Below are 21,163 nucleotides of genomic sequence, written 5' to 3'. Positions count from 1 at the left end.
ACAAACAGCCGGTGGCGCTTGAAGCTACCCCTTGGTGCGGCGCTGTCAAGAGGGCAAAAAGACGACGCCGTCAGCGGTAAGGCAGGGCAAAGAGCCGGTAAACGTTGGAACCTCTGTCGATGTTGGAAAGTGTTGACTTGGGTGCTGTTCGGGGGCAACCTCTGCTGTCATGCGGAACTGGCACGGCGAGGGCCTCTGGTGCGGCGCGGACTACAACCCGGAGCAGTGGCCCGAGCAGACGTGGGCCGAGGACGTCGAACTGATGCGCCGGGCCGGGGTCAACCTGGTCTCGGTCGGCATCTTCTCCTGGGCCCTGCTGGAGCCCACCCCCGGGCGGTACGTCTTCGACTGGCTCGACCGGGCAATCGACCTGCTGCACGACGGCGGCATCAGCGTCGACCTGGCCACCGCCACCGCCAGCCCGCCACCGTGGCTGGCGCACCGGCACCCGGAGACGCTGCCCCGCCGGGCCGACGGAACAGTGCTCTGGCCCGGCGGCCGGCAGGCGTACTGCCCCAGCTCGCCGGTGTTCCGGGACCACTCGCTCGCCCTGGTCGAGGCCGTCGCCCGCCGGTACGCGCGCCACCCCGCCGTCGTGCTCTGGCACGTCTCCAACGAACTCGGCTGCCACAACGTGCACTGCTACTGCGACGTCAGCGCCGAGGCGTTCCGTGGCTGGCTGCGCGAGCGCTACGGCGACCTGGACTCGCTCAACGCGGCCTGGGGCACCGCGTTCTGGAGCCAGCGCTACCACGACTGGGCCGAGATCAACCCGCCGCGTACCGCGCCGACGTTCGCCAACCCGACCCAGCAACTGGACTTCCTGCGGTTCTCCTCCGACGAGCAACGCGCCCAGCTCCGCGCCGAGCGGGAGCTGCTGAACCGGCTCGTCCCGCAGCCGGTCACCACGAACTTCATGATCGGCACCGGCATCAAGTACCTGGACTACCACTCCTGGGCCTCCGACGTGGACGTGGTCGCCAACGACCACTACCTCACCGCCGCCGACCCGCAGCCGCAGGTCGGCCTCGCCCTCGCGGCCGACCACACCCGGGGCGTCGCCGGTGGCGCGCCGTGGCTGCTGATGGAGCACTCCACCAGCGCGGTCAACTGGCAGCCCCGCAACGTGGCCAAGACGCCCGGTCAGATGCGCCGCAACAGCCTCGCCCACGTCGCGCGCGGCGCCGACGGGGTGCTGTTCTTCCAGTGGCGGGCCTCCCGGGCCGGCGCGGAGAAGTTCCACTCCGCGCTGGTGCCGCACGCCGGCCCGGACACCAAGGTGTTCCGCGAGGTCTGCCGGCTCGGCGCCGACCTGCGCGCGCTGGCCGAGGTACGCGGCAGCCGCGTCGACGCCGACGTGGCGATCCTGTTCGACTACGAGGCGTGGTGGGGCGCCGAACTCGACTCCCACCCGAGCGTCGACGTCACCTACACCGACCGGTTGTCCGCCCTGCACGCCGCGCTGTGGCGGGCCGGGATCACCGCCGACGTGGTGCACCCGTCGGCCGACCTGTCCCGCTACCGCCTCGTCCTCGCGCCCACGCTCTACCTCGTCCGCGACGCCGACGCCGCAGCGCTGCGCCGGTTCGTGGAGGCCGGCGGCACCGCGGTGGTCACCTACTTCAGCGGCATCGTCGACGAGCACGACCACATCCGGCTCGGCGGCTACCCCGGCGCGTTCCGCGACCTGCTCGGCGTACGCGTCGAGGAGTTCTTCCCGCTGCGGGCCGGCGAGACGGTACGCCTCGACGACGGCGCCCGCGCCGACGTGTGGACCGAGTGGCTGCACGCCGAGGGCGCCGAGGTGCTGGCCGCGTACACCGACGGGCCGCTGCCCGGCGTGCCGGCGCTGACCCGCAACGCCGTCGGCGCGGGCGCCGCCTGGTACGTCGGCACCCGGCTCGACGACGACGCCACCGACCGGCTGGTGGCCCGGCTGCTCACCGAGACCGGCGTGCGCCCAGCGGTGAGCGCGCCGGCCGGGGTGGAGGTGGTCCGCCGCCGCTCGGCGGACCGGAGCTGGCTGTTCGTGGTCAACCACACCACCGAGCCGGCCCGGCTGGCGGTCAGCGGCGTCGAGCTGCTCGGCGGCGCCCGCTGCGACGGCGAGCTGGAGGTGCCGGCGGGTGAGGTGGCGGTGGTCCGCGAGGAGCCCGCGCCGGTGCCCGCGACCGCCTGACCGGTACGTGGCCGTTCGCGCCGAGGAGGTTCCCATGCTCGCCCAGCAACGGCAGAGCGCCATCCTGGAGTTGATCCGCCAGCGCGGCGGCGTCCGGGTCAGTCACCTGGTCAGCCGCTTCGGGGTGTCCGACATGACGATCCGCCGCGACCTGGAGGTGCTGGCCGACCGCGGCCTCATCGACAAGGTGCACGGCGGCGCGACGCTGGCCGGGCCCGGCTCCACCGAGGAGCCCGGCTTCGCCGCCAAGTCGGTCCGCCAGCAGGCCGAGAAACGCGCCATCGCGGAGCGGGCCGCTGGGCTGGTCGAGCCAGGGATGGCCGTCGCGCTCTCCGCGGGCACCACCACCGCCGCGCTGGCCGCCCGGCTGGCCGAGGTACGCGGGCTCACAGTGGTCACGAACTCGATCCCGGTGGCCGACGCGCTCTACCAGAACCCCCGCGCCGACCAGACAGTGGTGCTGACCGGCGGCATCCGTACCCCGTCGGACGCGCTGACCGGCCCGGTCGCCGAGGCGGCCATCGCCGCGCTCAACGTCGACCTGCTCTTCCTCGGCGTGCACGGGATGAACCCACGTACCGGATTCACCACGCCCAACCTGCTGGAGGCGGCGGTGAACCGGCGGCTGATCGGCGCCGCCCGGCGGCTCGTGGTGCTGGCCGACCACACCAAGTGGGAGACCATCGGCATCGCCACCATCGCCCCGCTGGAGGAGGCCGACGTGCTGATCACCGACGCGGGCCTGTCCCCGGAGGCCCGCCGGCAGCTCGGCGAGCAGGTCGGCGAGCTGGTGGTGGTCCCGGCGGACTGAGGCCACGGCGTGCCTCACAGACAGTTCTCAGCCCCGCCGTCTAGGGTGCTCTGACGAAGTGCCCGACGGTCCATGTCGGAGCGCAGTTGCACGGGAGTGACCGATGGTCTTCAAGAAGATGTTGAGCGCGTTCGGCGTGGGCGGCCCGAGTGTCGACACGGTGCTCAGCAACCCGAACACCCGGCCGGGCCTGACCCTGGACGGGCACGTGAACCTGGTCGGCGGCGACGCGCCGGCCCGCATCGAGCAGATCAACATCGGTCTGGTGACCCGGGTCGAGATCGAGAGCGGCGACCACGAGTTCGCGGGCGTGATGGAGTTCCACCGGATGCCGGTCAGCGGTGCCTTCGAGCTGGCCCCGAAGCAGCAGCTCTCCATCCCGTTCCAGATGCCGGTGCCGTGGGAGACCCCGATCACCGACGTGTACGGCCAGCGCCTGCACGGCATGACGATGGGCCTGCGTACCGAGCTGGCGGTGGCCCGCGCGGTCGACAAGTCGGACCTGGACCAGGTGTCGGTGCACCCGCTGCCGATCCACGAGCGGATCCTGGAGGCGTTCCAGGCGCTCGGCTTCCGGTTCAAGCACGCCGACCTGGAGCGGGGCCACATCTACGGCGTGCCGCAGACGCTGCCGTTCTACCAGGAGATCGAGTTCTTCGCCGCGCCGCAGTACGCGCAGACGGTCACCGAGGTCGAGCTGACGTTCGTGACCAGCCAGCAGGGCGTCGAGGTGATCCTGGAGTGCGACAAGCGCGGCGGCTTCCTCAGCGCCGGGCACGACGTCGTCGGGCGGTACTCGGTCCCGCACAGCGACGCCGCCCGTACCGACTGGGTGCAGGTCGTCGACGGCTGGCTGCGGGAGACCACCGGCCGCTACGGCAGCCTGCGGGCCCAGGGCTTCGGCATGCCGCACGGCGGCCACGGCTACCCGGGTCAGCACGGATACGCCGGTCACGGGCGGCGCGGCCCGGGCATGGGCGGCGTGGTGGCGGGCGCCGCGCTGGGTGTCGCCGGCGGCATGATCGCCGGCGAGATGCTCGAGGACGCGTTCGACGGCGGCGACGACTCCGGGGACTTCGGCGAGGAGTGAGCACACGCGACGACGCCCCCGGGACGGATCCCGGGGGCGTCGCCGTCTGCGCGGCGTCGGTCAACGCCCGCGGCGCTCCCTGCTGGAGCGGCGCGCGCTGCCCGCCTTCGACAGGCCACGGCTGATCAGGTACGCGCCGGTCAGCGCGGTCAGGTACCACCAGGCCTGGTTCGGGTTGTTGATGTTCAGGCCGTTGGTGGCGGCGCCTCGCCAGAACGCGGCGATCACGACGACCGCGACCGCTGCCGCGTACACCCAGAACTCGGTGGTCAGGAACGCCTGCTTCGTCTCCGTACCCGGAGACGGCATGTTCTCCCGGTGACCGTCGTGCATCGACGGCATCTGCCGGGTCGACGTGTCCTGCATGCCCGACCGGTTCTGGACGTCGGACATCGGCCGGTTCATCGGCCTGGTGGATGCAGCCTGCGTGCTCATCTGGTCCTCCTCAGGATTTGATGAGTCGTTAACCTGCACACCCTCGCCCCGCTACCGCAGGTCGGCCACGGCGCGGTTCGCGCTCGGTGGCGGGGGCACCCGGGGTCTACCCGGGGCCGGAGACAAGGTAACCGCCGTTCGGCATCTGATGGCCGCCGCGCTCCCGAACCGGACATCCGGGCGCCTTCCCGGCCTCCCGCCGCTGGTTCCGGTTTCAGCCACCCAGCCTCGGGCACGCAACACCGATACCCCGAGAGAGCTGCGAGGTGGTTGACGTGCGTGAGGACGACATGCGGCAGGACGCCGCCCGGCGGGCCGAGCAGCGGGTCGCCGGAGGCGTGTACGGCGAGGGCGCGCTGGACGAGGTCACGGTGCCGCAGACCGACGTCGAGCGGATGCGGCAGGAACTCGACCCGGACGACCCGGCGGACGTACCCGTCGACCCGACGGTGCTGCGCGACGGCGGACCCACCGGGGGCCAGGGCGCGGTGACCACGACCGGTGGCACGGCCGGCCCGGCCAGTGCGCGCCGCCTGGCCCGCCAGCCCGAGAAGCACCCGGGCAAGGTCGCGCCGACGACAACCGGTGACGCCGGCACGGGTGGCCTGAGCACCCCGGCCGGCGGCTCGACGAGCGACAACTCGGCCACGGGAGCCCAGGTAGGCAACTTCACCAACAACCGCCCCAACCCAGGCTGACCGAGCAGCGCCAAGATCGGTGGGGCGGCCTCCGGCCGCCCCACACGTCCCCTCTGCTCGCCGCCGACTCCGTCGATCATGAAGTTGGCGGCAGTTGGGGAGATCCACATCGCCGCTAACTTCATGATCGACGGGGCAAGGGCGGGCGGGCGCGGGGGGGTCAGGCAGCGGGGGTGCGGAGGATGCCTAGGCGCTGGGTGGCTCTCGTGAGGGCCACGTAGAGGTCGCTGTTGCCCCTCGGGGACTCGGACACGATCCGGGCCGGGTCGACCACCAGCACCGAGTCGAACTCCAGGCCCTTGGCCTGCTCGGTGGTCAGCACCACCACCCGGTTCGCCAGTTCCGGCTGCTCACCCACCGTCGCCTCGGGCAGCGCCGCCACCACCGCCCCGCCCAGCTCGGCCACCCGGCCGGTCGGCACCAGCACGCCGAGCCGCCCGTCGCCGAGCGACGCGGTCTCTTCGGCGGTCGCCTCGACCAGCTCCGTCACCAGCCGGTCCGCCGGTACGGTCCGGTCCCACGGCGGTACGCCGGTGGCGCGTACCGAGCGGGGTGGCCGCAGCGCCGGGTCGATCTCGGCGAGCACGTCGGCGGCGACCGCCATGATCTCGGCCGGGGTGCGGTAGCTGACCGTCAGCTCCTCCAGCCGCCACCGGTCCGCCACGTACGGCGCCAGGGCCTCGCCCCACGACGGCGTGCCCGCGAGCGCGCCGGTCTGCGCCACGTCCCCGACGATCGTCATGGACCGGCTCGGGCAGCGGCGCATCAGCAGCCGCCACGCCATGGGCGAAAGCTCCTGCGCCTCGTCCACGATCACGTGCCCGAACGCCCAGGTACGGTCGGCGGCGGCGCGCTGGGCGGTGGTGAGCCGGTCGGACTCCTCCTGCCGCTCGGAGAGCCGGTCGGCGTCGATCAGGTCGGTGACGCCGAGGATCTCACCGCCGTCGGCCTCGTCCTCGACGTCGATGGAGCGGGAGCCGCGCCAGATCTCCAGCACGCCCTCGGCGTACTCGCGTTCCAGCGCCCGGATCCGCTCCCGGCGGGCGACGGCGGCGCGCTCGTCCTCGCCGAGCAGCTCGGCGGCCTCGTCCAGCAGCGGCACGTCGGCGGGCGTCCAGCCACCGGGCTCGCGGTGCAGCGCGGCCCGTTCGGCGTCGGTGAGCATGGGGGCGGCGGTGGCGATCCGCTCCGGCGAGGCGTACAGGTCGGCGAGCAGGCGTTGCGGGGTCAGCACCGGCCACAGTTCGTCCAGCGCGGCCCGGATCTCCGGTTCCTCGCGCAGCTCGCGGCGGATCTCCGCGCGGTCGGCCTCGGAGAGCAGGTTCTCCCCGCCCAGCGGGTCGGCGCCGATCCGCTCGGCCACCTGGTCGGCGAGCGCGTGCACGATCTCCACGTCGAACAGGGCGCGGGCCAGGTTGTGCGGGCGGCCGGTGCGGCGTACCCGGTCGCGGGCCTGCCGCACGGTCTCCGGGTCGAGCGTCAGCACCTCCCGCTGCGGCAGCTCGATGGTGACCGGCTCGTCCGGCACCCACTGCCGGTCGCGGACCGCCGCGGCGAGCACGTCGGCCAGCACCGCGCGGCCCTTGAGCGCGGCGGTGGTGGCCGGCTCAGCGCGGCGGGCGTGCACGCCGGGGAACAGGTCGGCCTGGGTACGCAGCAGCACGCCGGTCTCGGCCAGCGTGGGCAGCACCTGGGAGATGTAGCGCAGGAACGTGGCGTTCGGGCCGACCAGCAGCACGCCGCGGGTGGAGAGCTGCTGGCGGTGGGTGTAGAGCAGGTACGCGGCCCGGTGCAGCGCCACGGCCGTCTTGCCGGTGCCCGGCCCGCCCTGCACCACCATCACGCCCGGCAGGTCGGCGCGGATGATCCGGTCCTGCTCGGCCTGGATGGTCTCGACGATGTCGCGCATCCGGCCGGTGCGCCCGGCGTTGAGCGCGGCGAGCAGCGACGCCTCGCCGGTCAGCTCCTCGTGCGCGGTGGGGGAGGCGGCGGCGATGTCCAGCACCTCGTCGTTGAGCCCGGTCACCTTCCGGTCGCGGGTACGCAGGTGGCGCCGGCGGCGTACGCCCTGCGGGTTGGCGGCGGTGGCCAGGTAGAACGGGCGGGCGGCCGGGGCGCGCCAGTCCATCAGCAGCGGGTCGTAGTCCCCGGAGGAGTCGAAGATCCCGATCCGGCCGATGTAGCGGACCGCGCCGTCGTCGCCGTCGAGGCGGCCGAAGCACAGGCCGCTCTCCACCGCGGAGAACTGCTCGACCTGGTCGGCGTACATCGCCACCGTCGAGTCGCGCTGCGACCGGGCCTGCTGCGTGCCACCGGTGTGGCGCAACTCCTCGTCGAGCCGCCGGGCGGCCTGGTCCCGCATGCCGTCCAGCCGGTCGTACAGCATCGAGACGTATTCCTGTTCCCGGCCGATCTCGTCGTCCTGGCGCAGGTCAGCCGACACGTCGGAGTGCGTTGACAATCCGGCTCCTCATTGACTAAAATTGCCGCAGGAATGGCATTCAGAAGCCATTCCTTTTTTGTGCCTGAACTGAGAAAGATAGCGCGTCGGCCGCCACCCGACCAAGCCCGGACACGACTCGGGGCCCGGCCGGCGTCAGCCGACCGAGCCCCGGGCACGGCATGTCTCAGCCCTTGGCCGCCTCGTAGAGCCGCTCCGGCGTGACCAGACCGGCGATCACCCGGCCGTCGTCGGTCAGCAGCACGCTGAACAGCTTGCCGCTGAGCAGCCGGCCGCTGCCCCAGTCGCCGCTGACCTTCGGCAGGTCACCGAGCACCTGCGCCAGCATCTGGGCATCCGGCGCGTCCGCGCCGGGCTTCGCGCCGCCGCCGGTCGCCGCGTCGCCGATCTTGGCGACCACCACCGTGGTCCAGCCGGTGCCGACGGTACGCACGTCCGGCCGCTCGGCGTCCGGCTTGTCGAACCGCTTGCCCGCCGGTCCGGGCCGCTCGTCGGCCGGTGCCTCGGTGACCTTCACGCCGGGCGGCGGGTTGAACCGGAACTGGTCGGCCTCCGGCGTGCGGAAGTCGACCTGGGTGAACGCCACCTGGAACGCCGGCTCGTCCTGGCCGTCGGCGAGCACCTGCAGGCGCAGCGGGACGTGCTCCTCGGCGTCCAGCGCGATCCGGACCTGGTGCACCAGGGACGCCTTGTCGCGCGGGGTGAGCACCAGCTCGTACGCGCTGCGCCCGGCCACTGTCGCGGTGCGGCCGACGGTGACCGCCGTGGTCGGGTCGATCGCCTCCAGCGCCCGGTCCGCGGCGTCGGCCGGGGTGGCCGGCACGGTGGCCCGGTCCGGGGCGTCGGCCGGCAGCACCCGGTGCGTCGCGGTGTTCTCCCGGCTGTTCCAGGTCCAGACGTCGCGCCCGTTGCGCAGAATGTCCTGTTCGCCGAGCGTGTCGACCAGGGCGAGGCGCTGCCGGTCCTCGCCGCCGTACCAGACGCGCAGCGTGTGCGTACCGGACACCAGCGCGGCCAGTTCGTTGCCGGTGGCCCGCCCGGCGAGCGCGGCGATCGGCGGCAGGCCGAGGTCGGCGCGCTGCACCACGGTGCCGGAGAGCCCGTCCAGGCGGGACGTGCGCAGGTCTTCCAGGAGCTGGGCGGCGCTGCGCGGCGGCAGCGCCGGGTCGGCGCCGGCGGCGAACGTGCCGACCGCGGCGCCTCCGCCGATCACGGCGACCCCCGCGGTCACCGGGACCAGCCAGCGCAGCACGGCGCGGTTCTTCATCACGGACATAGTGTGCACCTCCTGCGCACCATGCTGCGCGATCGTCGCTGTGACCACGCTGAGGAGATCCCCTACGGGTGACCCCATGGTGGCACCCTGGACCGGTGCGGTTGCTGGTGGTGGAGGACGAGACGCGGCTCGCGGCGGCGCTGCGCCGGGGCCTGTCGGCGGAGGGCTTCGTGGTCGACGTGGCGGCCACCGGCCCGGAGGGGCTGGACGCGGCCCGGCACGGCGAGTACGACGCGATGATCCTCGACGTGATGCTGCCCGGCCTCTCCGGGTACGAGGTGGTGCGCCGGCTGCGCGCCGAGCAGCGCTGGCTGCCGGTGCTGATGCTGTCGGCCAAGGACGGCGAGTACGACCAGGCCGACGGCCTGGACTGCGGCGCCGACGACTACCTGACCAAACCCTTCTCGTACGTGGTGCTGCTGGCCCGGCTGCGGGCGCTGCTGCGCCGCGGCGCGCCCCGGCGGCCGGCCGTGATCACCGTCGGCGACCTGCGCCTGGACCCGGCCCGCCGCCGGGTCACCCGGGCCGACGCGGAGGTGGTGCTGACCAGCCGCGAGTACGCGCTGCTGGACTACCTGATGCGCCGCCCCGGCGAGGTGGTCTCCAAGACCGAGCTGCTGGACCACGTCTGGGACGCCTCGGTCGACACCGCCCCGAACGCGGTGGAGGTGTACGTCGGCTACCTGCGCCGCAAGATCGGCCGGGAGCGGCTGGAGACGGTGCGCGGCGCGGGCTACCGGCTGGCCACATGAGCCGATGGATACGCGGCCCGCTGCCGCGGCTGGGCCTGCGGGCCCGGCTGCTCGCGCTGGGTGTGCTGGGGCTCGTGGTCGGGTTCGCGTTCGGCGGGGCGCTGCTGCTCGGCGCGCTGGGCTGGACGCTGCAGCGCTCGGTCGACGAGGAGGCGCTGCGTACCGCCGACGCGGTGGCGTTGCTGACGGCCGAGGACGCGCTGCCGGATCCGCTGCCGGTGGCCGGCGGGCAGTTGCGGGTGCAGGTGGTCGACGGGCAGGGCCGGATCCGGGCCGCCTCGATCGACGCGGACCGCCTGGTGCCGATGCTCGGCCCGGCCGAGCTGCGCCCCGGGCAGCGGCAGCGGCTGGTGGTGGACGGGCGGCGCGTCGGCATGCCCGGCCCGGTCCGGGTGGTCACGGTGCCGGCCGGTACGGCGCAGGAGCCGCGTACGGTGCTCGTGGCCAAGTCGCTCACCGACGTGCGGCACAGCCTGCACGTGGTCCGCAACCTGCTGCTCGTCGGTTTCCCGCTGCTGGTGGCCGGGCTCGGGGTGGTGGCCTGGCGGGTGGTGGGCGCGACGCTGCGCCCGGTCGAGCAGTTGCGCAGCGGCGCCGCCGAGATCACCGGGCGGGCCGGGGCGGAGCGGCTCCCCGTACCGGCCGGGCAGGACGAGATCCACCGGCTCGCGGTCACGCTCAACGACATGCTGGACCGGCTGGCCGCGTCCCGGGACCGGCAGCGGGCGTTCGTCGCCGACGCCGCGCACGAACTCCGCAGCCCGCTGACGAACATGCGCACCGAGCTGGAGGTGGCCCGGCGTCTCGGCGACGACACCGACTGGCCGGCGGTCGCCGACGACCTGCTCGCCGACACCGAGCGGCTGAGCCGCCTGGTCGACGACCTGCTGCTGCTGGCCCGCCTCGACGAGCAGGACGCCCGGCCGTCCCCGGTCGGCCCGGTGGAGCTGGGTGAGCTGCTGCGCGCGGTGGCCGCGCGCTATCCGTCACCGCCGGTGCGGCTGACGCCGCCCGACGCGCCCCGGTGGGTCGAGGGGGACGCGTCGGAGCTGCGCCGGGTGCTGGTGAACCTGGTGGACAACGCGCTGCGGCACGCGTACACCGGTGTGGATCTGGCCGTGAGCGGGCCGGACGGTGCGTACCACCTGATCACGGTGACCGACGACGGGCCGGGCATCCCGGCGGCGGACCGGGAGCGGGTGTTCGCCCGGTTCACCCGGCTCGACGACGCGCGGGCCCGCGACGCGGGCGGCGCCGGCCTGGGCCTGGCCATCGTGCGCGAGCTGGTGCGCCGGGCCGGCGGCACGGTGGAGCTGGCCGACGCCACGCCCGGCGCCGCCGCGCCGGGGCTGCGCGTGACGGTACGGCTGCCCGCGCTGGCCGAGCCGGACGCGGAGTGACGGTCAGCGGCGGCGTTTGGTGCAGACCGGGCCGGTGCGCGCGACGGTGTCGGTGGACCAGACGAGCGCGACTGTGAAGCAGTAGTCGGTGGTGCGGTCGAGCCCGTAGGCGATGTAGTCGGCCGAGCCGGCGGGCAGCGTCGCGAACGTGCCCTGCGGCTGCCCGGACCGGCCCCCGGCGACCACCACCGGTCCTTCCGCGCCGGCCGGGTACGTCCAGCTCAGCACGATGCTGTCGCGCCGGTCGGTGAGCGCGAACCTCCCGGGCGGCGTGCCGGGCTCGGCGGCGGCGGGAGTGGACGGCGCGGGACCGGCGGAGGTCGGCGCCGGTGCGCTGGTGGCCGGTGGCGGGGTGTCGCGGCCGTCGTCCACCCGGGACACCCCGGCGATCACCGCGATGGTGCCGAGCAGCAGCGCCACCACGACGCCGAGCACCACGAGCGGCAGCCAGGGCAGCGTGCGCCGCTCGGCGGCCGGTGGCCGGGGCACGTGCACCGGCAGGTAGCGCGACGGCGGCTCGGGCGCGGGCGGCGGCACCCGGCGTACGCCGTCGGGCTCGTCGTCGGCGAGCCCGACCACTGTGGGCGGCAGCGGGTCGGCGTCGGGGCGCCACGGCTGCTCGGCGGGCTCGTCGGGCGGCCACGGGTAGTCGTCGAAGGCGTCGCCGTCGGCCTCGGGCGCGGTACGCGGCGTCGGCACGTGCGCGGTCTCGGCGGCCCGGCCGGGCGGGTGGTAGAGCGGCGTCTCGACCGGCTCGTCGAGCGCGGGCGGCGAGTACGGCGGCAGGTCGTGCGGGCCTTCGGCGGGCGGGGGAACCCGGGCGGCGGGCACCACCGGCGTGGTCCGGGCGGGCGGCGGCTCGGGGGCGGGCGCGGGGCAGACGTGGTCCGGGTCGGCGGCGGCGCGGGCCAGCCCGGCCACCTGGGCGGCGAGCGGGTCGTCGGGGTCCAGGTGCAGGCGGCACAGCTCCTCGGCGAGCGTCAGGTGCTCGTGCGAGTCGGCGTACCGGCCGCAGTCGCGTTCCATCGCGCCGAGCTTCGCCAGCATCTTGACGCCGCTGGGATGGCCGTCGCCGTAGACCTCCCGGTGCAGCTCCCAGGCGTCCTGCAACCGGTCGCGGGCCACCTCGCACTGGCCGCGCGCGTACTCCACGGTGGCCAGGTCGGCGTGCGCGGCGAGCACCCGCTGCGACTCCGGGCCGTCGCGGGCGGTCAGCTCGATGATGACGTCGGAGTAGAGCCGGGCGGCCCGGGCGTCGCTGCCGACCCGGTGCAGCACCGCGGCCAGCGTCGCGGCGGCGGTGACGGTGCGCTCGTCGGAGCGGCCGTGCAGCCGGGTGGCCGCCGCGTACGCGAACGCGGCCCAGCCACGGGCGGAGTGCGGCTCGCCGAGCGCGACCAGCACCCGGGCCTGGAGACCTGCTGCCTCGGCCAGCTCGGGGGAGGCGTTGCCGGGACGGGGATCGGCGTCGCTGAGCGCGTCGGCGAGCAGCCGTTCCGCGCCGGTGAGGTCGCCTTCGGACACCAGTTGGTGCGCCTGGACGGTCAGGTCAGCGAAGCCGGAGGACACGCCCCATCGTGCTCGTCCGGCGACGGTATGTACAAGACCCGGAGTGGATCAGTTTGGTCCCGAATCCGTCAGGTGGTCGGCGAGCGTCTCGCTGATCCGGCGGAGCTGGTCGACCTGGGCCGGGCTGAGCGCGTCGAACAGGTGCCGGCGTACCCCCTCGACGTGGCCGGGCGCGGCGGCGGCCAGGGTGGCGAAGCCCTCGTCGGTGAGCACGGCGACCTGCCCGCGCCGGTCGGTGGGGCAGTCCTCCCGGCGGAGCCACCCGGACGCCTCCAGCCGGGCGGCGGCGTGCGAGAGCCGGCTGCGGGACGAGCCGGTCAGTTCGGCCAGCTCGCTCATCCGCAGCCGCCGGTCCGGGGCCTCGGAGAGGCGGACCAGGATCTCGTAGTACGCGTGCGGCATGCCCGCGTCGTGTTGCAGCTCGCGGTCGAGCGTCTCCATCAGCGCCCGGGAGGCGGTGAGGAAGGCGCGCCAGGTCCGCTGCTCGTCGGGGTCCAGCCACCGGGTCATGACGCCCATCATACCGCCAATAGTTGAACGCTCAACAAAATCGGGGTACGGTCGGTGGCATGGGCATCCACCGACTCAACCACGCCGTCCTCTACGTCAGTGACCTGGAGCGCAGCGTCGCCTTCTACGGCGACGTGCTGGGCTTCCGCCGGGTGCCGATGACGCCCGAGGGCTTCCGCGGCGCCGCCTTCCTGCAGGCGCCCGACTCCACGAACGACCACGACCTCGGCCTGTTCGAGATCGGCACGGCGGCCGGGGCGTCCCAGGCCGGCCGGGCCACGGTCGGGCTCTACCACCTGGCCTGGGAGCTGGACACGCTCGACGAGCTGGCCGCCACCGCCGAGCGGCTCTCCGCCGCCGGAGCGCTGGTCGGCGCGTCCGACCACGGCACCACCAAGAGCCTCTACGGCCGTGACCCGGACGGGCTGGAGTTCGAGATCGTCTGGATCGTCCCGGCCGACCGGCTCGACGACGCCGCGCTCGCCGCGCGTACCCGCATCGGGCGGCTCGACCTCGACCGCGAGCGGCAGCGCTACGGCGGGCAGACCCGCGGCGGCGTGGGCATCTCCGTCCCGGTCTGAGCGGGGTTAGCGGCCGGGCCCGCCGCGCCGTGCGGTAGAAACGGCACCATGCCGACCGACGCCGTCCTGCGCGAGCTGCTCGTCCGCCAGCTCGACCACTGGCTCCCCGCCGCGCTGCACCGGGCGCGGCGGGCCACGCTCGCGCTCGCGTACGCCGGGGGTGACGCCACCGGCGCGGAGGAGGCGTTGCGGGTGGTGGCCGAGTTCGCCGACCGGCTGCGCGGGCGGCAGCTGACCGTGCTGGTGCTCGCCGACGACGGCACCGACCTGCCGGCACGCCTCGGCGCCGCCGAGGCCGCGCTGCCGCCCGGCGTCGCCGTGCACCTCGTGCCCGGCGGGCCGGACCGGCTGCCGGTGGCGCTCAAGGCCGCCGGCGCGGCCGGCGCGCCGCTGCTCACGGTGGCCGACGGCGCCGGCCCGGACCCGGCCCTGCTGGCCGCCGCCGCGTCCGGGCGCCCGGCCGAGCTGCTGCTGGTGACCGCGCCCGGCCGGTCGCTGCGCCCGGCGCTCACCGGTGCCGGGTTCCCGCTCGTCACCGAGGTCGAGCTGGTGCCCGACGGGGACGGCCCGGCGCGGCTGCTCGGCTACGCCACCGGCTCGGACCGAGGGCTGGAGGCGGTCAAGGACGCGCTCTGGGCGGTCGACGAGTACGCCGGCGTGCGCTACCGCGACCCGGCCGACCCGCAGGGGCGCCTGCTCGACATCTCGCTCGACCCCGAGCCCGGCCCGCTGCGCCGGGAACTGCTGGCCGAGCTGGCCCGCTCCGGCCCGCGTACGGTCACGCAGCTGCGCCGCTTCGCCACCACCTCGACCGTCTACCGGGCCGCCGACGCCAACCGGGCGCTCGCCTCGCTGCTCGCCTCGGGCGCGGTGACCCGCGACCCGGAGCACGGCCGGCTCGGCGGGGACGTGTCGATCAGCGCCGGCCCGAACGCTGGGTCATCTGCTTGACCACTATCGACGCTCCGGTGGCGACCACCCCGATGCTGAACACCATCTGCGCGCACACCGCCACCCGGGCGATCTGGCCCTGGGCGTGCACGTCGCCGTAGCCGACGGTGGTGAGCGTCGCCAGCGCGAAGTAGAGCGCGTCGACCCGGGTCCGCAGGCCGACGAACTCGCCGGGCCGGGTGTTCGCCACCACGTAGTCGCCGAGCGCGAAGGCCAGCAGCCCGGCGATCAGCGCGACCGCGAGCCGGGTCAGCGCCCGGTCCTCGTCCCGTCCGGCCGGCTGGTCCCGGACGAGCTGGCGGCGTACCTGGCCGGTGACCAGGAACGCGATCACGGCCACCAGGACCAGGGTGCCGGCCGAGCGCAGGACCAGCCGCAGGCCGTTCGGATCGGCCTCGACCGGCACGAGGAAGTAGCCGACCAGCATGAGCGCGCAGGCCGCCACGGCCCGCCGTCGCAACCGCCGCAGGAACACGTCCGCCATGCGGCGATTCTCCGGTCGCCGGGACGCCGTGGCCGGCGGAACCGGAAAGCCGGTACGGACGACGATCGGGGCGCCGGCCAGCAGCCGGCGCCCCGATCCGCGTCCGGGTGTCAGGCCCGGGTCTTGTCCTGCTTCCAGGACAGCGGCCCCGGAAGGTCCACGCGGTGGGCGCGGGTGTTCGAGTTCCAGGACCAGCGGCCGATCTTGATGCTCCACGACGAGAAGCCGTTCTGGGTGAAGTGGAGGATCAGCGGCCCGTACTTCTTACGCTTGCGGAACTGGACGCCCATCGGGGGTGCCTCCTTCGTCTCCCTGCTTCTGCAGTCGTCTCCATGCCTTCGCGGCAACGAACATGCCCGGATCGACGATTCGCGAAACCCTGCCCGGTCCGCTCTGGACGGTGGGACCGCCGCCCGGCAAAATCTCTATCCAACGGGTAGGTGTTAAGGAGTCGTAAATGCTGGTGGTGGCGGGTCGTAACAAAGCCAGCGACGAAAGTCTCACTGAGTGGAAGGGCGTTGACCGGCGTGGAGAACGGTCGGCAGCATGAGGGCATGTCGCAGCGGGACGAGCTTCTCCTCACCGCTCGCGTGCACGTCGACCTGGTCCGGCACGCGAGCGCGCTCTGTTGAGCCGAGCGTTCGTCGTTCCCTCTCCGCCCGTCCGTTCCCGCAGCCGGCGCACCGTGGCCCGGCGCGGTACGGCGTGCTCCCCGGCCCCGCGCGGGCCCCCTCCACCGCATCGTGGACAGATCAGGAGACTCCGCCATGCCCTCGACCCGATCGCCGCGGCGTGCCCTCACCGCCGCCGTCGCCCTGCTCGCCCTCACCACCGCCACCGCGTGCGGCGCCGGCTCCGCCGGCGGCGCACAGACCAAGGAACTGCGCTACCAGGGTTCGGTGGGCCAGGTGACCCTCCCCGAACTCGCCGCCGACCTCGGCTACCTCGGCGACGTCAAGCTCAACTGGATCGGCAACGTCACCGGCGGCCCGGCCGACATCCAGGCCACCGCCACCGGCCAGAGCGACTTCGGCGGCGCGTTCAACGGCGCGATCGTCAAGCTCCAGGCCGCGAACGCCCCGATCACCGCGGTGGTCAGCTACTACGGCTCCGACGCGCAGACGTTCCAGGGCTACTACGTGCTCGACGACAGCCCGATCCGCGGCCCGCGCGACCTGATCGGCAAGCGGGTCGGCATGAACACGCTCGGCGCGCACGCCGAGGCCGTCCTGCGTACCTGGCTGGCCCGGGGCGGCCTCACCGCCGCCGAGATCGGCAAGGTCGAGCTGGTGGCGCTGCCGCCGGTGAACACCGAGCAGTCGCTGCGCGCCCGGCAGATCGACGTCGCCGTGCTCGGCGGCGTGATCCGCGACAAGGCGGTCGCGGGCGGCGGCATCCGCACCGTCTTCACCGACTACGAACTCCTCGGCGCGTTCAGCGCCGGCAGCTACGTCTTCCGCGACGACTTCCTCACCCGTAACCCGGACACGGTCCGGACGTTCGTCACCGGCGTGGGCAAGGCGATCGAGTGGGCGCGCACCCAGCCGCTCGAGACGGTGGTGGCCCGGCTCAAGGCCGTCATCAGCAAGCGCGGGCGCAACGAGGACACCACGCTCGTGGAGTACTGGAAGTCCAGCGGCGTCGCCGAACCCGGCGGCGTCATCACCGACCGGGAGTTCGCCACCTGGATCGACTGGCTGGCCGACACCGGCGAGCTGAAGGGCGAGCGGCCCAAGCCGTCCGACCTCTACACCAACCGGTTCAACACGTTCGCGGCCCCCGGCGGTGGCGCGTGAGCACCGACAAGATCCTCTTCGACCGGGTGCGCAAGGTCTTCCCGGGGCGGCGTGGCGCGGGCGGCGCGGTCACCGCGCTCGACGGGCTCACCCTCGGGGTACGCCCCGGCGAGTTCCTGGTCGTCGTCGGCCCCAGCGGCTGCGGCAAGTCCACGCTGCTCGACCTGCTCGGCGGGCTGGCCACCCCGACCGCCGGGCAGGTGCTCGTCGACGGCCGCCCGGTCACCGGTCCGGGCCTGGACCGGGGCATCGTCTTCCAGCAGTACGCGCTGCTGCCCTGGCGCACCGCAGCCGGCAACGTCGCGTTCGGACTGGAGGCCAAGGGCCTGCCCCGCGCCGAGCGCGCCGACCTGGTCGCGTACCACCTCGGCCTGGTCGGGCTGACCGGCTTCGCCGACCGCTACCCGCACGAGCTGTCCGGCGGCATGAAGCAGCGCGTCGCCATCGCCCGCAGCCTCGCGTACGACCCGGACGTGCTGCTCATGGACGAGCCGTTCGCCGCGCTGGACGCGCAGACCCGCGACTCGCTCCAGGACGAGCTGGTGCGGATCTGGCAGGCCACCGGCAAGACCATCGTGTTCATCACGCACGGCATCGACGAGGCGGTGCACCTCGGTCAGCGGGTCGCCGTGATGACCTCCCGGCCCGGCCGGATCAAGCAGGTCATCGACATCGAGCTGGGCGACCGGGAGGCGGAGGAGGACGTCCGCTCCACCGACGCGTTCCGCCACCACCGGCACCGGATCTGGACGCTGCTGCGCGACGAGGTACGCGCCGCGCAGTCCGCCGTACGCGAGGAGGCCCGCGTTGGTTGACGTCGCCGCACCGCCGGCCCGGCCGGTGGCGCCGCCCGCCCCGGCGGCCGTGCCCGCCCGCCCCCGCCGGCTGCTCGGCCTCGGCGGCCGGGTGCTGCACCGCAGCGCCGCGCTGCTGGTGCTCGCCGCGATCTGGGAGACCGTGCCCCGCGCCGGGCTGGTCGACCGGGTCTTCCTGCCGCCGCTGTCCGAGGTGCTCGCCGCCTGGTGGGAGCTGCTGCGCAGCGGGCAGCTCGCCGACCACGTCGGCGCCAGCCTCACCCGCTCGCTGACCGGCCTGGCGCTCGCGGTGGTCACCGCCATCCCGCTCGGCCTCCTCATCGGCTGGTACCGGCCGCTCGCCGACCTGCTCAGCCCGCTGCTGGAGGTGTTCCGCAACACCGCCGCGCTCGCGCTGCTGCCGGTCTTCGTGCTCATCCTCGGGCTCGGTGAGACGTCGAAGATCGCCCTGGTGGTCTACGCCTGCTCCTGGCCGATCCTGCTCAACACCGTCGCGGGCGTGAAGGGCGTCGACCCGCTGCTGATCCGCTCGGCCCGCTCGATGGGGCTGAACCACCTGCGGCTGTTCCAGAAGGTGATCCTGCCGGCGGCCGTGCCGACCGTGTTCACCGGCGTCCGGCTCGCCGGGGCGTACTCGATCCTGGTGCTCGTCGCCGCCGAGATGGTCGGCGCGAAGGCCGGGCTCGGCTACCTCGTCAACTACGCGCAGTACAACTTCGCGATCCCCGACATGTACGCCGGGATCATCACCATCTCCGCCATCGGGCTGGTGGTCAACCAGCTCCTCGTCGCCGGGGAACGTCGCTTCTCCACCTGGCGCGCCGACGTCACCACCGCCTGAGAGGAACCGCCATGTCCCGGACCCTGCACCTCAACGCCTTCCTGATGGGTGTCGGCCACCACGAGGCCGCCTGGCGGCACCCGCGCACCGACCCGAGCCGCCTCGCCGACGTACGCCACTTCCAGGAACTGGCCCGCATCGCCGAGCGGGGCACGCTCGACTCGGTGTTCCTCGCCGACGGGCTCGCCGTCGGACCGGCCGTGCGGCACAACATCCAGGCCGTCTTCGAACCGATCACGCTGCTCGCCGCGATCGCCACCGCGACCGAGCACATCGGCCTGATCGCCACCGCCTCCACCACGTACACCGAACCGTTCAACCTGGCCCGCGCGTTCGCCTCGCTCGACCACCTCAGCGGCGGACGGGCCGGCTGGAACATCGTCACCTCCGCCCAGGCCCGGGAGGCCCGCAACTTCAACCTCGACGACCACCCCGCGCACGCCGACCGCTACCGGCGGGCCGCCGAGTACGTCGACGTGGCGATCAAGCTCTGGGACAGCTGGGAGGACGACGCGCTGGTCCTGGACACCGCGGCGGGTGTGTTCGCCGACACCGGCCGGGTGCACGAGATCGACCACGTAGGCGAGCGGTTCCGGGTCCGCGGGCCGCTGAACACGCCCCGCCCGCCGCAGGGCCGGCCGCTGCTGGTGCAGGCCGGCTCGTCCGCCGACGGCATCGCGTTCGCCGCCCGGTACGCCGAGGCCGTGTTCACCGCCCAGCAGACGCTCGCCGACGGGCAGGCGTTCTACGCGGCGCTCAAGCGGGCCACCGCCGACGCCGGCCGCGACCCGGAACTGGTGAAGGTGCTACCGGGTATCGCGCCGGTCATCGGGGGTACCGAGAGGGAGGCCCGTGCCCTCGCCGACGAACTGGAGGCCCTGATCGTGCCCGAGCACGCGCTCGCCCAGCTCTCCGGCATGACCGGGCTCGACCTGACCGGGCTGCCGCTGGACGGCCCGCTGCCGGACCTGCCGGACGCCGGCGCCGTGCAGTCCCACCAGAGCCGCTACCAGCTCGTCGTCGACCTGGCCCGGCGGGAACTGCTCACCCTGCGGCAGCTCATCGGCCGGCTCGGCGGCGGACGCGGGCACCGCGTCGTGGTCGGCACCCCGGAACAGATCGCCGACCAGATCGAGCTCTGGTTCACCCAGGGCGCCGCCGACGGCTTCAACGTCATGCCACCGCTGCTACCCGATGGACTGGAGGCCTTCGTGGACCACGTCGTACCACTGCTGCGCCGGCGCGGGCTGTTCCGTTCCGCGTACACCGGGCGCACCCTGCGCGAGCACTACGGCCTGCCCCGCCCGGCCAGCGTCTACGCGACCCGTGAGCTGGTGGCGTCGTGACCACCGTGGACCGGCCCGGCACCGCCACCGTCGAGCTGCGCCCGGTCGACGTCGACTCGTTCCGCGGCCTGCTGCGCCGCCAGGCGTCCACGGTCACCGTGGTCACCACCCCCGGCCTGCGCGGCAACCGGATGCGGCCGGACCTGCCACCGGCCGGCTTCACCGCCACCTCGTTCACCTCGGTGTCGCTGGACCCGCCACTGGTCTCGGTCTGCCTCGGCCGCGCCTCGTCGAGCTGGCCCACCGTCGAGCAGGCCGAGCACGTCGCGGTGCACCTGCTCGCCTCCGGCCAGCAGGAGATCGCGCAGATCTTCGCCACCAGCGGCATCGACCGGTTCACCGCCCATCCGGGCTGGACCACCGGGCCGTTCGGCGTGCCGCTGATCGGCGACGCGCTCGCCGTGCTGCTGTGCCGGGTGGTCCGCCGGATCGAGGCCGGTGACCACACCATCCTGCTCGGCGAGCCGCTCGCGCTCGGCGCGGGCGAGGACGGCGACCCGCTGCTGCACCACCGGGGCCGCTACACCACCACGCTCGGCGACTGGCCCGAGGCGTGGTGACCACCACCGCCGACGAGCTGATCGCGCTCGACCGGGCCGCCCAGGACCTGCTGTTCCGGGCGGCCCGCACGGCCAACGCGTTCACCGGCGAGCCGGTCGGCGACGAGCACGTCCGCGCCATCCACGACCTGGTCCGGTACGGCCCGACCGCGATGAACGCCCAGCCGCTGCGGGTGCTGCTGCTGCGCTCCGCGGCGGCCCGGGCGCGGCTGCTGCCGTACGTCAGCGCCGGCAACCGGGACAAGACGGCGACCGCCCCGCTGACCGCGGTGCTCGCCGCCGACGTGGACTGGCACGACCGGCTGCCCGAGCTGTTCCCGCACCGCCCCGGCGCCCGGGACTGGTTCGCCGGCGACCCGGCCGGCCGGGAGGCGCAGGCCCGCTTCAACGCCGCGCTCCAGATCGGCTACCTGCTGGTCGGCGTACGCGCCGCCGGGCTGGCCGCCGGGCCGATGGCCGGGTTCGACGCGGCCGGCGTGGAGCGGGAGTTCTTCCCCGGCGGGCGGCACCGGGTGCTGCTGCTGATGAACATCGGCCGCCCGGCGCCGGACGCCTGGCGGGAACGGCTGCCGCGCCTGCCCTACGAGGAGGTGGTCAGCACGCTGTGA

The 21,163-nt window shown here is 74.0% G+C and carries 22 protein-coding genes; 15 read left to right on the top strand and 7 right to left on the bottom strand.

Annotation, left to right across the window (positions count from 1 at the left end):
- Positions 1-169: 169 nt before the first annotated feature.
- The 3 genes from ABIH81_RS30185 (at position 170) to ABIH81_RS30175 (ending at position 4,080) form a co-directional block, all read left to right on the top strand.
- Positions 170-2,179, top strand: coding sequence for a beta-galactosidase (locus tag ABIH81_RS30185; RefSeq protein WP_349878231.1), 2,010 nt, complete (start codon positions 170-172; stop codon positions 2,177-2,179).
- 34 nt (positions 2,180-2,213) lie between these two features.
- Positions 2,214-2,990 (top strand): DeoR/GlpR family DNA-binding transcription regulator, encoded by a 777-nt coding sequence (locus tag ABIH81_RS30180; protein WP_349878230.1) that lies wholly within the window; start codon positions 2,214-2,216, stop codon positions 2,988-2,990.
- A gap of 103 nt (positions 2,991-3,093) precedes the next feature.
- Positions 3,094-4,080 carry a sporulation protein gene (locus tag ABIH81_RS30175; protein WP_349878229.1) on the top strand — a complete coding sequence of 329 codons (987 nt, stop codon included), beginning with the start codon at positions 3,094-3,096 and terminating at the stop codon, positions 4,078-4,080.
- A gap of 60 nt (positions 4,081-4,140) precedes the next feature.
- Here the strand turns inward: ABIH81_RS30175 and ABIH81_RS30170 are convergent, their stop codons facing one another.
- Positions 4,141-4,473: a hypothetical protein gene (locus ABIH81_RS30170; RefSeq protein WP_349881250.1), complete on the bottom strand. Its 333-nt coding sequence runs from the start codon at positions 4,471-4,473 to the stop codon at positions 4,141-4,143.
- A gap of 317 nt (positions 4,474-4,790) precedes the next feature.
- Here ABIH81_RS30170 and ABIH81_RS30165 point away from each other — a divergent pair, with 317 nt between their 5' ends.
- The gene (locus tag ABIH81_RS30165) at positions 4,791-5,213 is read left to right on the top strand and encodes a hypothetical protein (protein WP_349878228.1); all 423 of its coding nucleotides are present in this window, start codon (positions 4,791-4,793) and stop codon (positions 5,211-5,213) included.
- 160 nt (positions 5,214-5,373) lie between these two features.
- Here ABIH81_RS30165 and ABIH81_RS30160 read toward each other — a convergent pair whose 3' ends face one another.
- The gene (locus ABIH81_RS30160) at positions 5,374-7,599 is read right to left on the bottom strand and encodes an AAA family ATPase (RefSeq protein ID WP_349881249.1); all 2,226 of its coding nucleotides are present in this window, start codon (positions 7,597-7,599) and stop codon (positions 5,374-5,376) included.
- Positions 7,600-7,840: 241 nt separating this feature from the next.
- Positions 7,841-8,950, bottom strand: coding sequence for a sigma-E factor regulatory protein RseB domain-containing protein (locus ABIH81_RS30155; protein WP_349878227.1), 1,110 nt, complete (start codon positions 8,948-8,950; stop codon positions 7,841-7,843).
- 95 nt (positions 8,951-9,045) lie between these two features.
- Here ABIH81_RS30155 and ABIH81_RS30150 point away from each other — a divergent pair, with 95 nt between their 5' ends.
- Both ABIH81_RS30150 and ABIH81_RS30145 read left to right on the top strand, forming a co-directional pair.
- Positions 9,046-9,702 carry a response regulator transcription factor gene (locus ABIH81_RS30150; RefSeq protein ID WP_349878226.1) on the top strand — a complete coding sequence of 219 codons (657 nt, stop codon included), beginning with the start codon at positions 9,046-9,048 and terminating at the stop codon, positions 9,700-9,702.
- Positions 9,699-11,102, top strand: a complete 1,404-nt coding sequence (locus tag ABIH81_RS30145; protein WP_349878225.1) for a HAMP domain-containing sensor histidine kinase — start codon at positions 9,699-9,701, stop codon at positions 11,100-11,102. The genes ABIH81_RS30150 and ABIH81_RS30145 overlap by 4 nt, the downstream gene beginning before the upstream one ends.
- A 3-nt stretch (positions 11,103-11,105) precedes the next feature.
- Here ABIH81_RS30145 and ABIH81_RS30140 read toward each other — a convergent pair whose 3' ends face one another.
- Together ABIH81_RS30140 and ABIH81_RS30135 are read right to left on the bottom strand one after the other, a co-directional pair.
- Complete coding sequence (locus tag ABIH81_RS30140; RefSeq protein WP_349878224.1) at positions 11,106-12,671, bottom strand: tetratricopeptide repeat protein; 1,566 nt, start codon at positions 12,669-12,671, stop codon at positions 11,106-11,108.
- Positions 12,672-12,719: 48 nt separating this feature from the next.
- Positions 12,720-13,190, bottom strand: coding sequence for a MarR family transcriptional regulator (locus ABIH81_RS30135; RefSeq protein ID WP_349881248.1), 471 nt, complete (start codon positions 13,188-13,190; stop codon positions 12,720-12,722).
- A gap of 50 nt (positions 13,191-13,240) precedes the next feature.
- On the opposite strand from ABIH81_RS30135, the gene ABIH81_RS30130 reads away from it, so the two are divergent.
- The gene (locus tag ABIH81_RS30130; protein WP_349878223.1) at positions 13,241-13,762 is read left to right on the top strand and encodes a VOC family protein; all 522 of its coding nucleotides are present in this window, start codon (positions 13,241-13,243) and stop codon (positions 13,760-13,762) included.
- A 48-nt stretch (positions 13,763-13,810) separates the two neighbouring features.
- Positions 13,811-14,713 carry a hypothetical protein gene (locus ABIH81_RS30125; protein WP_349878222.1) on the top strand — a complete coding sequence of 301 codons (903 nt, stop codon included), beginning with the start codon at positions 13,811-13,813 and terminating at the stop codon, positions 14,711-14,713.
- Here the strand turns inward: ABIH81_RS30125 and ABIH81_RS30120 are convergent.
- Both ABIH81_RS30120 and ABIH81_RS30115 read right to left on the bottom strand, forming a co-directional pair.
- Positions 14,679-15,197 (bottom strand): potassium channel family protein, encoded by a 519-nt coding sequence (locus ABIH81_RS30120; RefSeq protein ID WP_349878221.1) that lies wholly within the window; start codon positions 15,195-15,197, stop codon positions 14,679-14,681. The two genes, ABIH81_RS30125 and ABIH81_RS30120, sit on opposite strands and share 35 nt — an antisense overlap.
- A 110-nt stretch (positions 15,198-15,307) precedes the next feature.
- Positions 15,308-15,487 (bottom strand): DUF4236 domain-containing protein, encoded by a 180-nt coding sequence (locus ABIH81_RS30115; RefSeq protein ID WP_013284922.1) that lies wholly within the window; start codon positions 15,485-15,487, stop codon positions 15,308-15,310.
- A 264-nt stretch (positions 15,488-15,751) separates the two neighbouring features.
- On the opposite strand from ABIH81_RS30115, the gene ABIH81_RS30110 reads away from it, so the two are divergent.
- From ABIH81_RS30110 to ABIH81_RS30080, 7 genes are all read left to right on the top strand, one after another.
- Positions 15,752-15,829 (top strand): putative leader peptide, encoded by a 78-nt coding sequence (locus ABIH81_RS30110; protein ID WP_349881247.1) that lies wholly within the window; start codon positions 15,752-15,754, stop codon positions 15,827-15,829.
- Between the two features lie 135 nt (positions 15,830-15,964).
- Positions 15,965-16,993, top strand: a complete 1,029-nt coding sequence (locus ABIH81_RS30105) for an ABC transporter substrate-binding protein (RefSeq protein ID WP_349878220.1) — start codon at positions 15,965-15,967, stop codon at positions 16,991-16,993.
- Positions 16,990-17,808 (top strand): ABC transporter ATP-binding protein, encoded by an 819-nt coding sequence (locus tag ABIH81_RS30100; RefSeq protein ID WP_349878219.1) that lies wholly within the window; start codon positions 16,990-16,992, stop codon positions 17,806-17,808. Before ABIH81_RS30105 ends, ABIH81_RS30100 begins: the two co-directional genes overlap by 4 nt.
- Entirely contained in the window at positions 17,801-18,649 is an 849-nt protein-coding gene (locus ABIH81_RS30095; RefSeq protein ID WP_349878218.1) for an ABC transporter permease, read from the top strand. Before ABIH81_RS30100 ends, ABIH81_RS30095 begins: the two co-directional genes overlap by 8 nt.
- 11 nt (positions 18,650-18,660) lie before the next feature.
- Positions 18,661-19,995 (top strand): LLM class flavin-dependent oxidoreductase, encoded by a 1,335-nt coding sequence (locus ABIH81_RS30090; protein ID WP_349878217.1) that lies wholly within the window; start codon positions 18,661-18,663, stop codon positions 19,993-19,995.
- The gene (locus ABIH81_RS30085; protein WP_349878216.1) at positions 19,992-20,555 is read left to right on the top strand and encodes a flavin reductase family protein; all 564 of its coding nucleotides are present in this window, start codon (positions 19,992-19,994) and stop codon (positions 20,553-20,555) included. Before ABIH81_RS30090 ends, ABIH81_RS30085 begins: the two co-directional genes overlap by 4 nt.
- The gene (locus tag ABIH81_RS30080) at positions 20,552-21,163 is read left to right on the top strand and encodes a malonic semialdehyde reductase (RefSeq protein WP_349878215.1); all 612 of its coding nucleotides are present in this window, start codon (positions 20,552-20,554) and stop codon (positions 21,161-21,163) included. The genes ABIH81_RS30085 and ABIH81_RS30080 overlap by 4 nt, the downstream gene beginning before the upstream one ends.

The sequence above is a fragment of the Micromonospora sp. HUAS YX12 genome (assembly GCF_040215685.1).
Lineage (GTDB): Bacteria > Actinomycetota > Actinomycetes > Mycobacteriales > Micromonosporaceae > Micromonospora > Micromonospora tulbaghiae.
The sequence above is the reverse complement of the archived record's forward strand: the minus strand, read 5'-3'. Positions and strand labels throughout refer to the sequence as shown.

Coding starts and splice junctions, on each gene's coding strand:
- ABIH81_RS30135 (WP_349881248.1), bottom strand. CDS start 13,190: ATGGGCGTCATGACCCGGTGGCTGGACCCCGACGAGCAGCGGACCTGG.
- ABIH81_RS30110 (WP_349881247.1), top strand. CDS start 15,752: ATGTCGCAGCGGGACGAGCTTCTCCTCACCGCTCGCGTGCACGTCGAC.
- ABIH81_RS30160 (WP_349881249.1), bottom strand. CDS start 7,599: ATGCTGTACGACCGGCTGGACGGCATGCGGGACCAGGCCGCCCGGCGG.
- ABIH81_RS30115 (WP_013284922.1), bottom strand. CDS start 15,487: ATGGGCGTCCAGTTCCGCAAGCGTAAGAAGTACGGGCCGCTGATCCTC.
- ABIH81_RS30105 (WP_349878220.1), top strand. CDS start 15,965: ATGCCCTCGACCCGATCGCCGCGGCGTGCCCTCACCGCCGCCGTCGCC.
- ABIH81_RS30170 (WP_349881250.1), bottom strand. CDS start 4,473: ATGTCCGACGTCCAGAACCGGTCGGGCATGCAGGACACGTCGACCCGG.
- ABIH81_RS30155 (WP_349878227.1), bottom strand. CDS start 8,950: ATGTCCGTGATGAAGAACCGCGCCGTGCTGCGCTGGCTGGTCCCGGTG.
- ABIH81_RS30125 (WP_349878222.1), top strand. CDS start 13,811: ATGCCGACCGACGCCGTCCTGCGCGAGCTGCTCGTCCGCCAGCTCGAC.
- ABIH81_RS30120 (WP_349878221.1), bottom strand. CDS start 15,197: ATGGCGGACGTGTTCCTGCGGCGGTTGCGACGGCGGGCCGTGGCGGCC.
- ABIH81_RS30130 (WP_349878223.1), top strand. CDS start 13,241: ATGGGCATCCACCGACTCAACCACGCCGTCCTCTACGTCAGTGACCTG.
- ABIH81_RS30180 (WP_349878230.1), top strand. CDS start 2,214: ATGCTCGCCCAGCAACGGCAGAGCGCCATCCTGGAGTTGATCCGCCAG.
- ABIH81_RS30145 (WP_349878225.1), top strand. CDS start 9,699: ATGAGCCGATGGATACGCGGCCCGCTGCCGCGGCTGGGCCTGCGGGCC.
- ABIH81_RS30090 (WP_349878217.1), top strand. CDS start 18,661: ATGTCCCGGACCCTGCACCTCAACGCCTTCCTGATGGGTGTCGGCCAC.
- ABIH81_RS30175 (WP_349878229.1), top strand. CDS start 3,094: ATGGTCTTCAAGAAGATGTTGAGCGCGTTCGGCGTGGGCGGCCCGAGT.
- ABIH81_RS30185 (WP_349878231.1), top strand. CDS start 170: ATGCGGAACTGGCACGGCGAGGGCCTCTGGTGCGGCGCGGACTACAAC.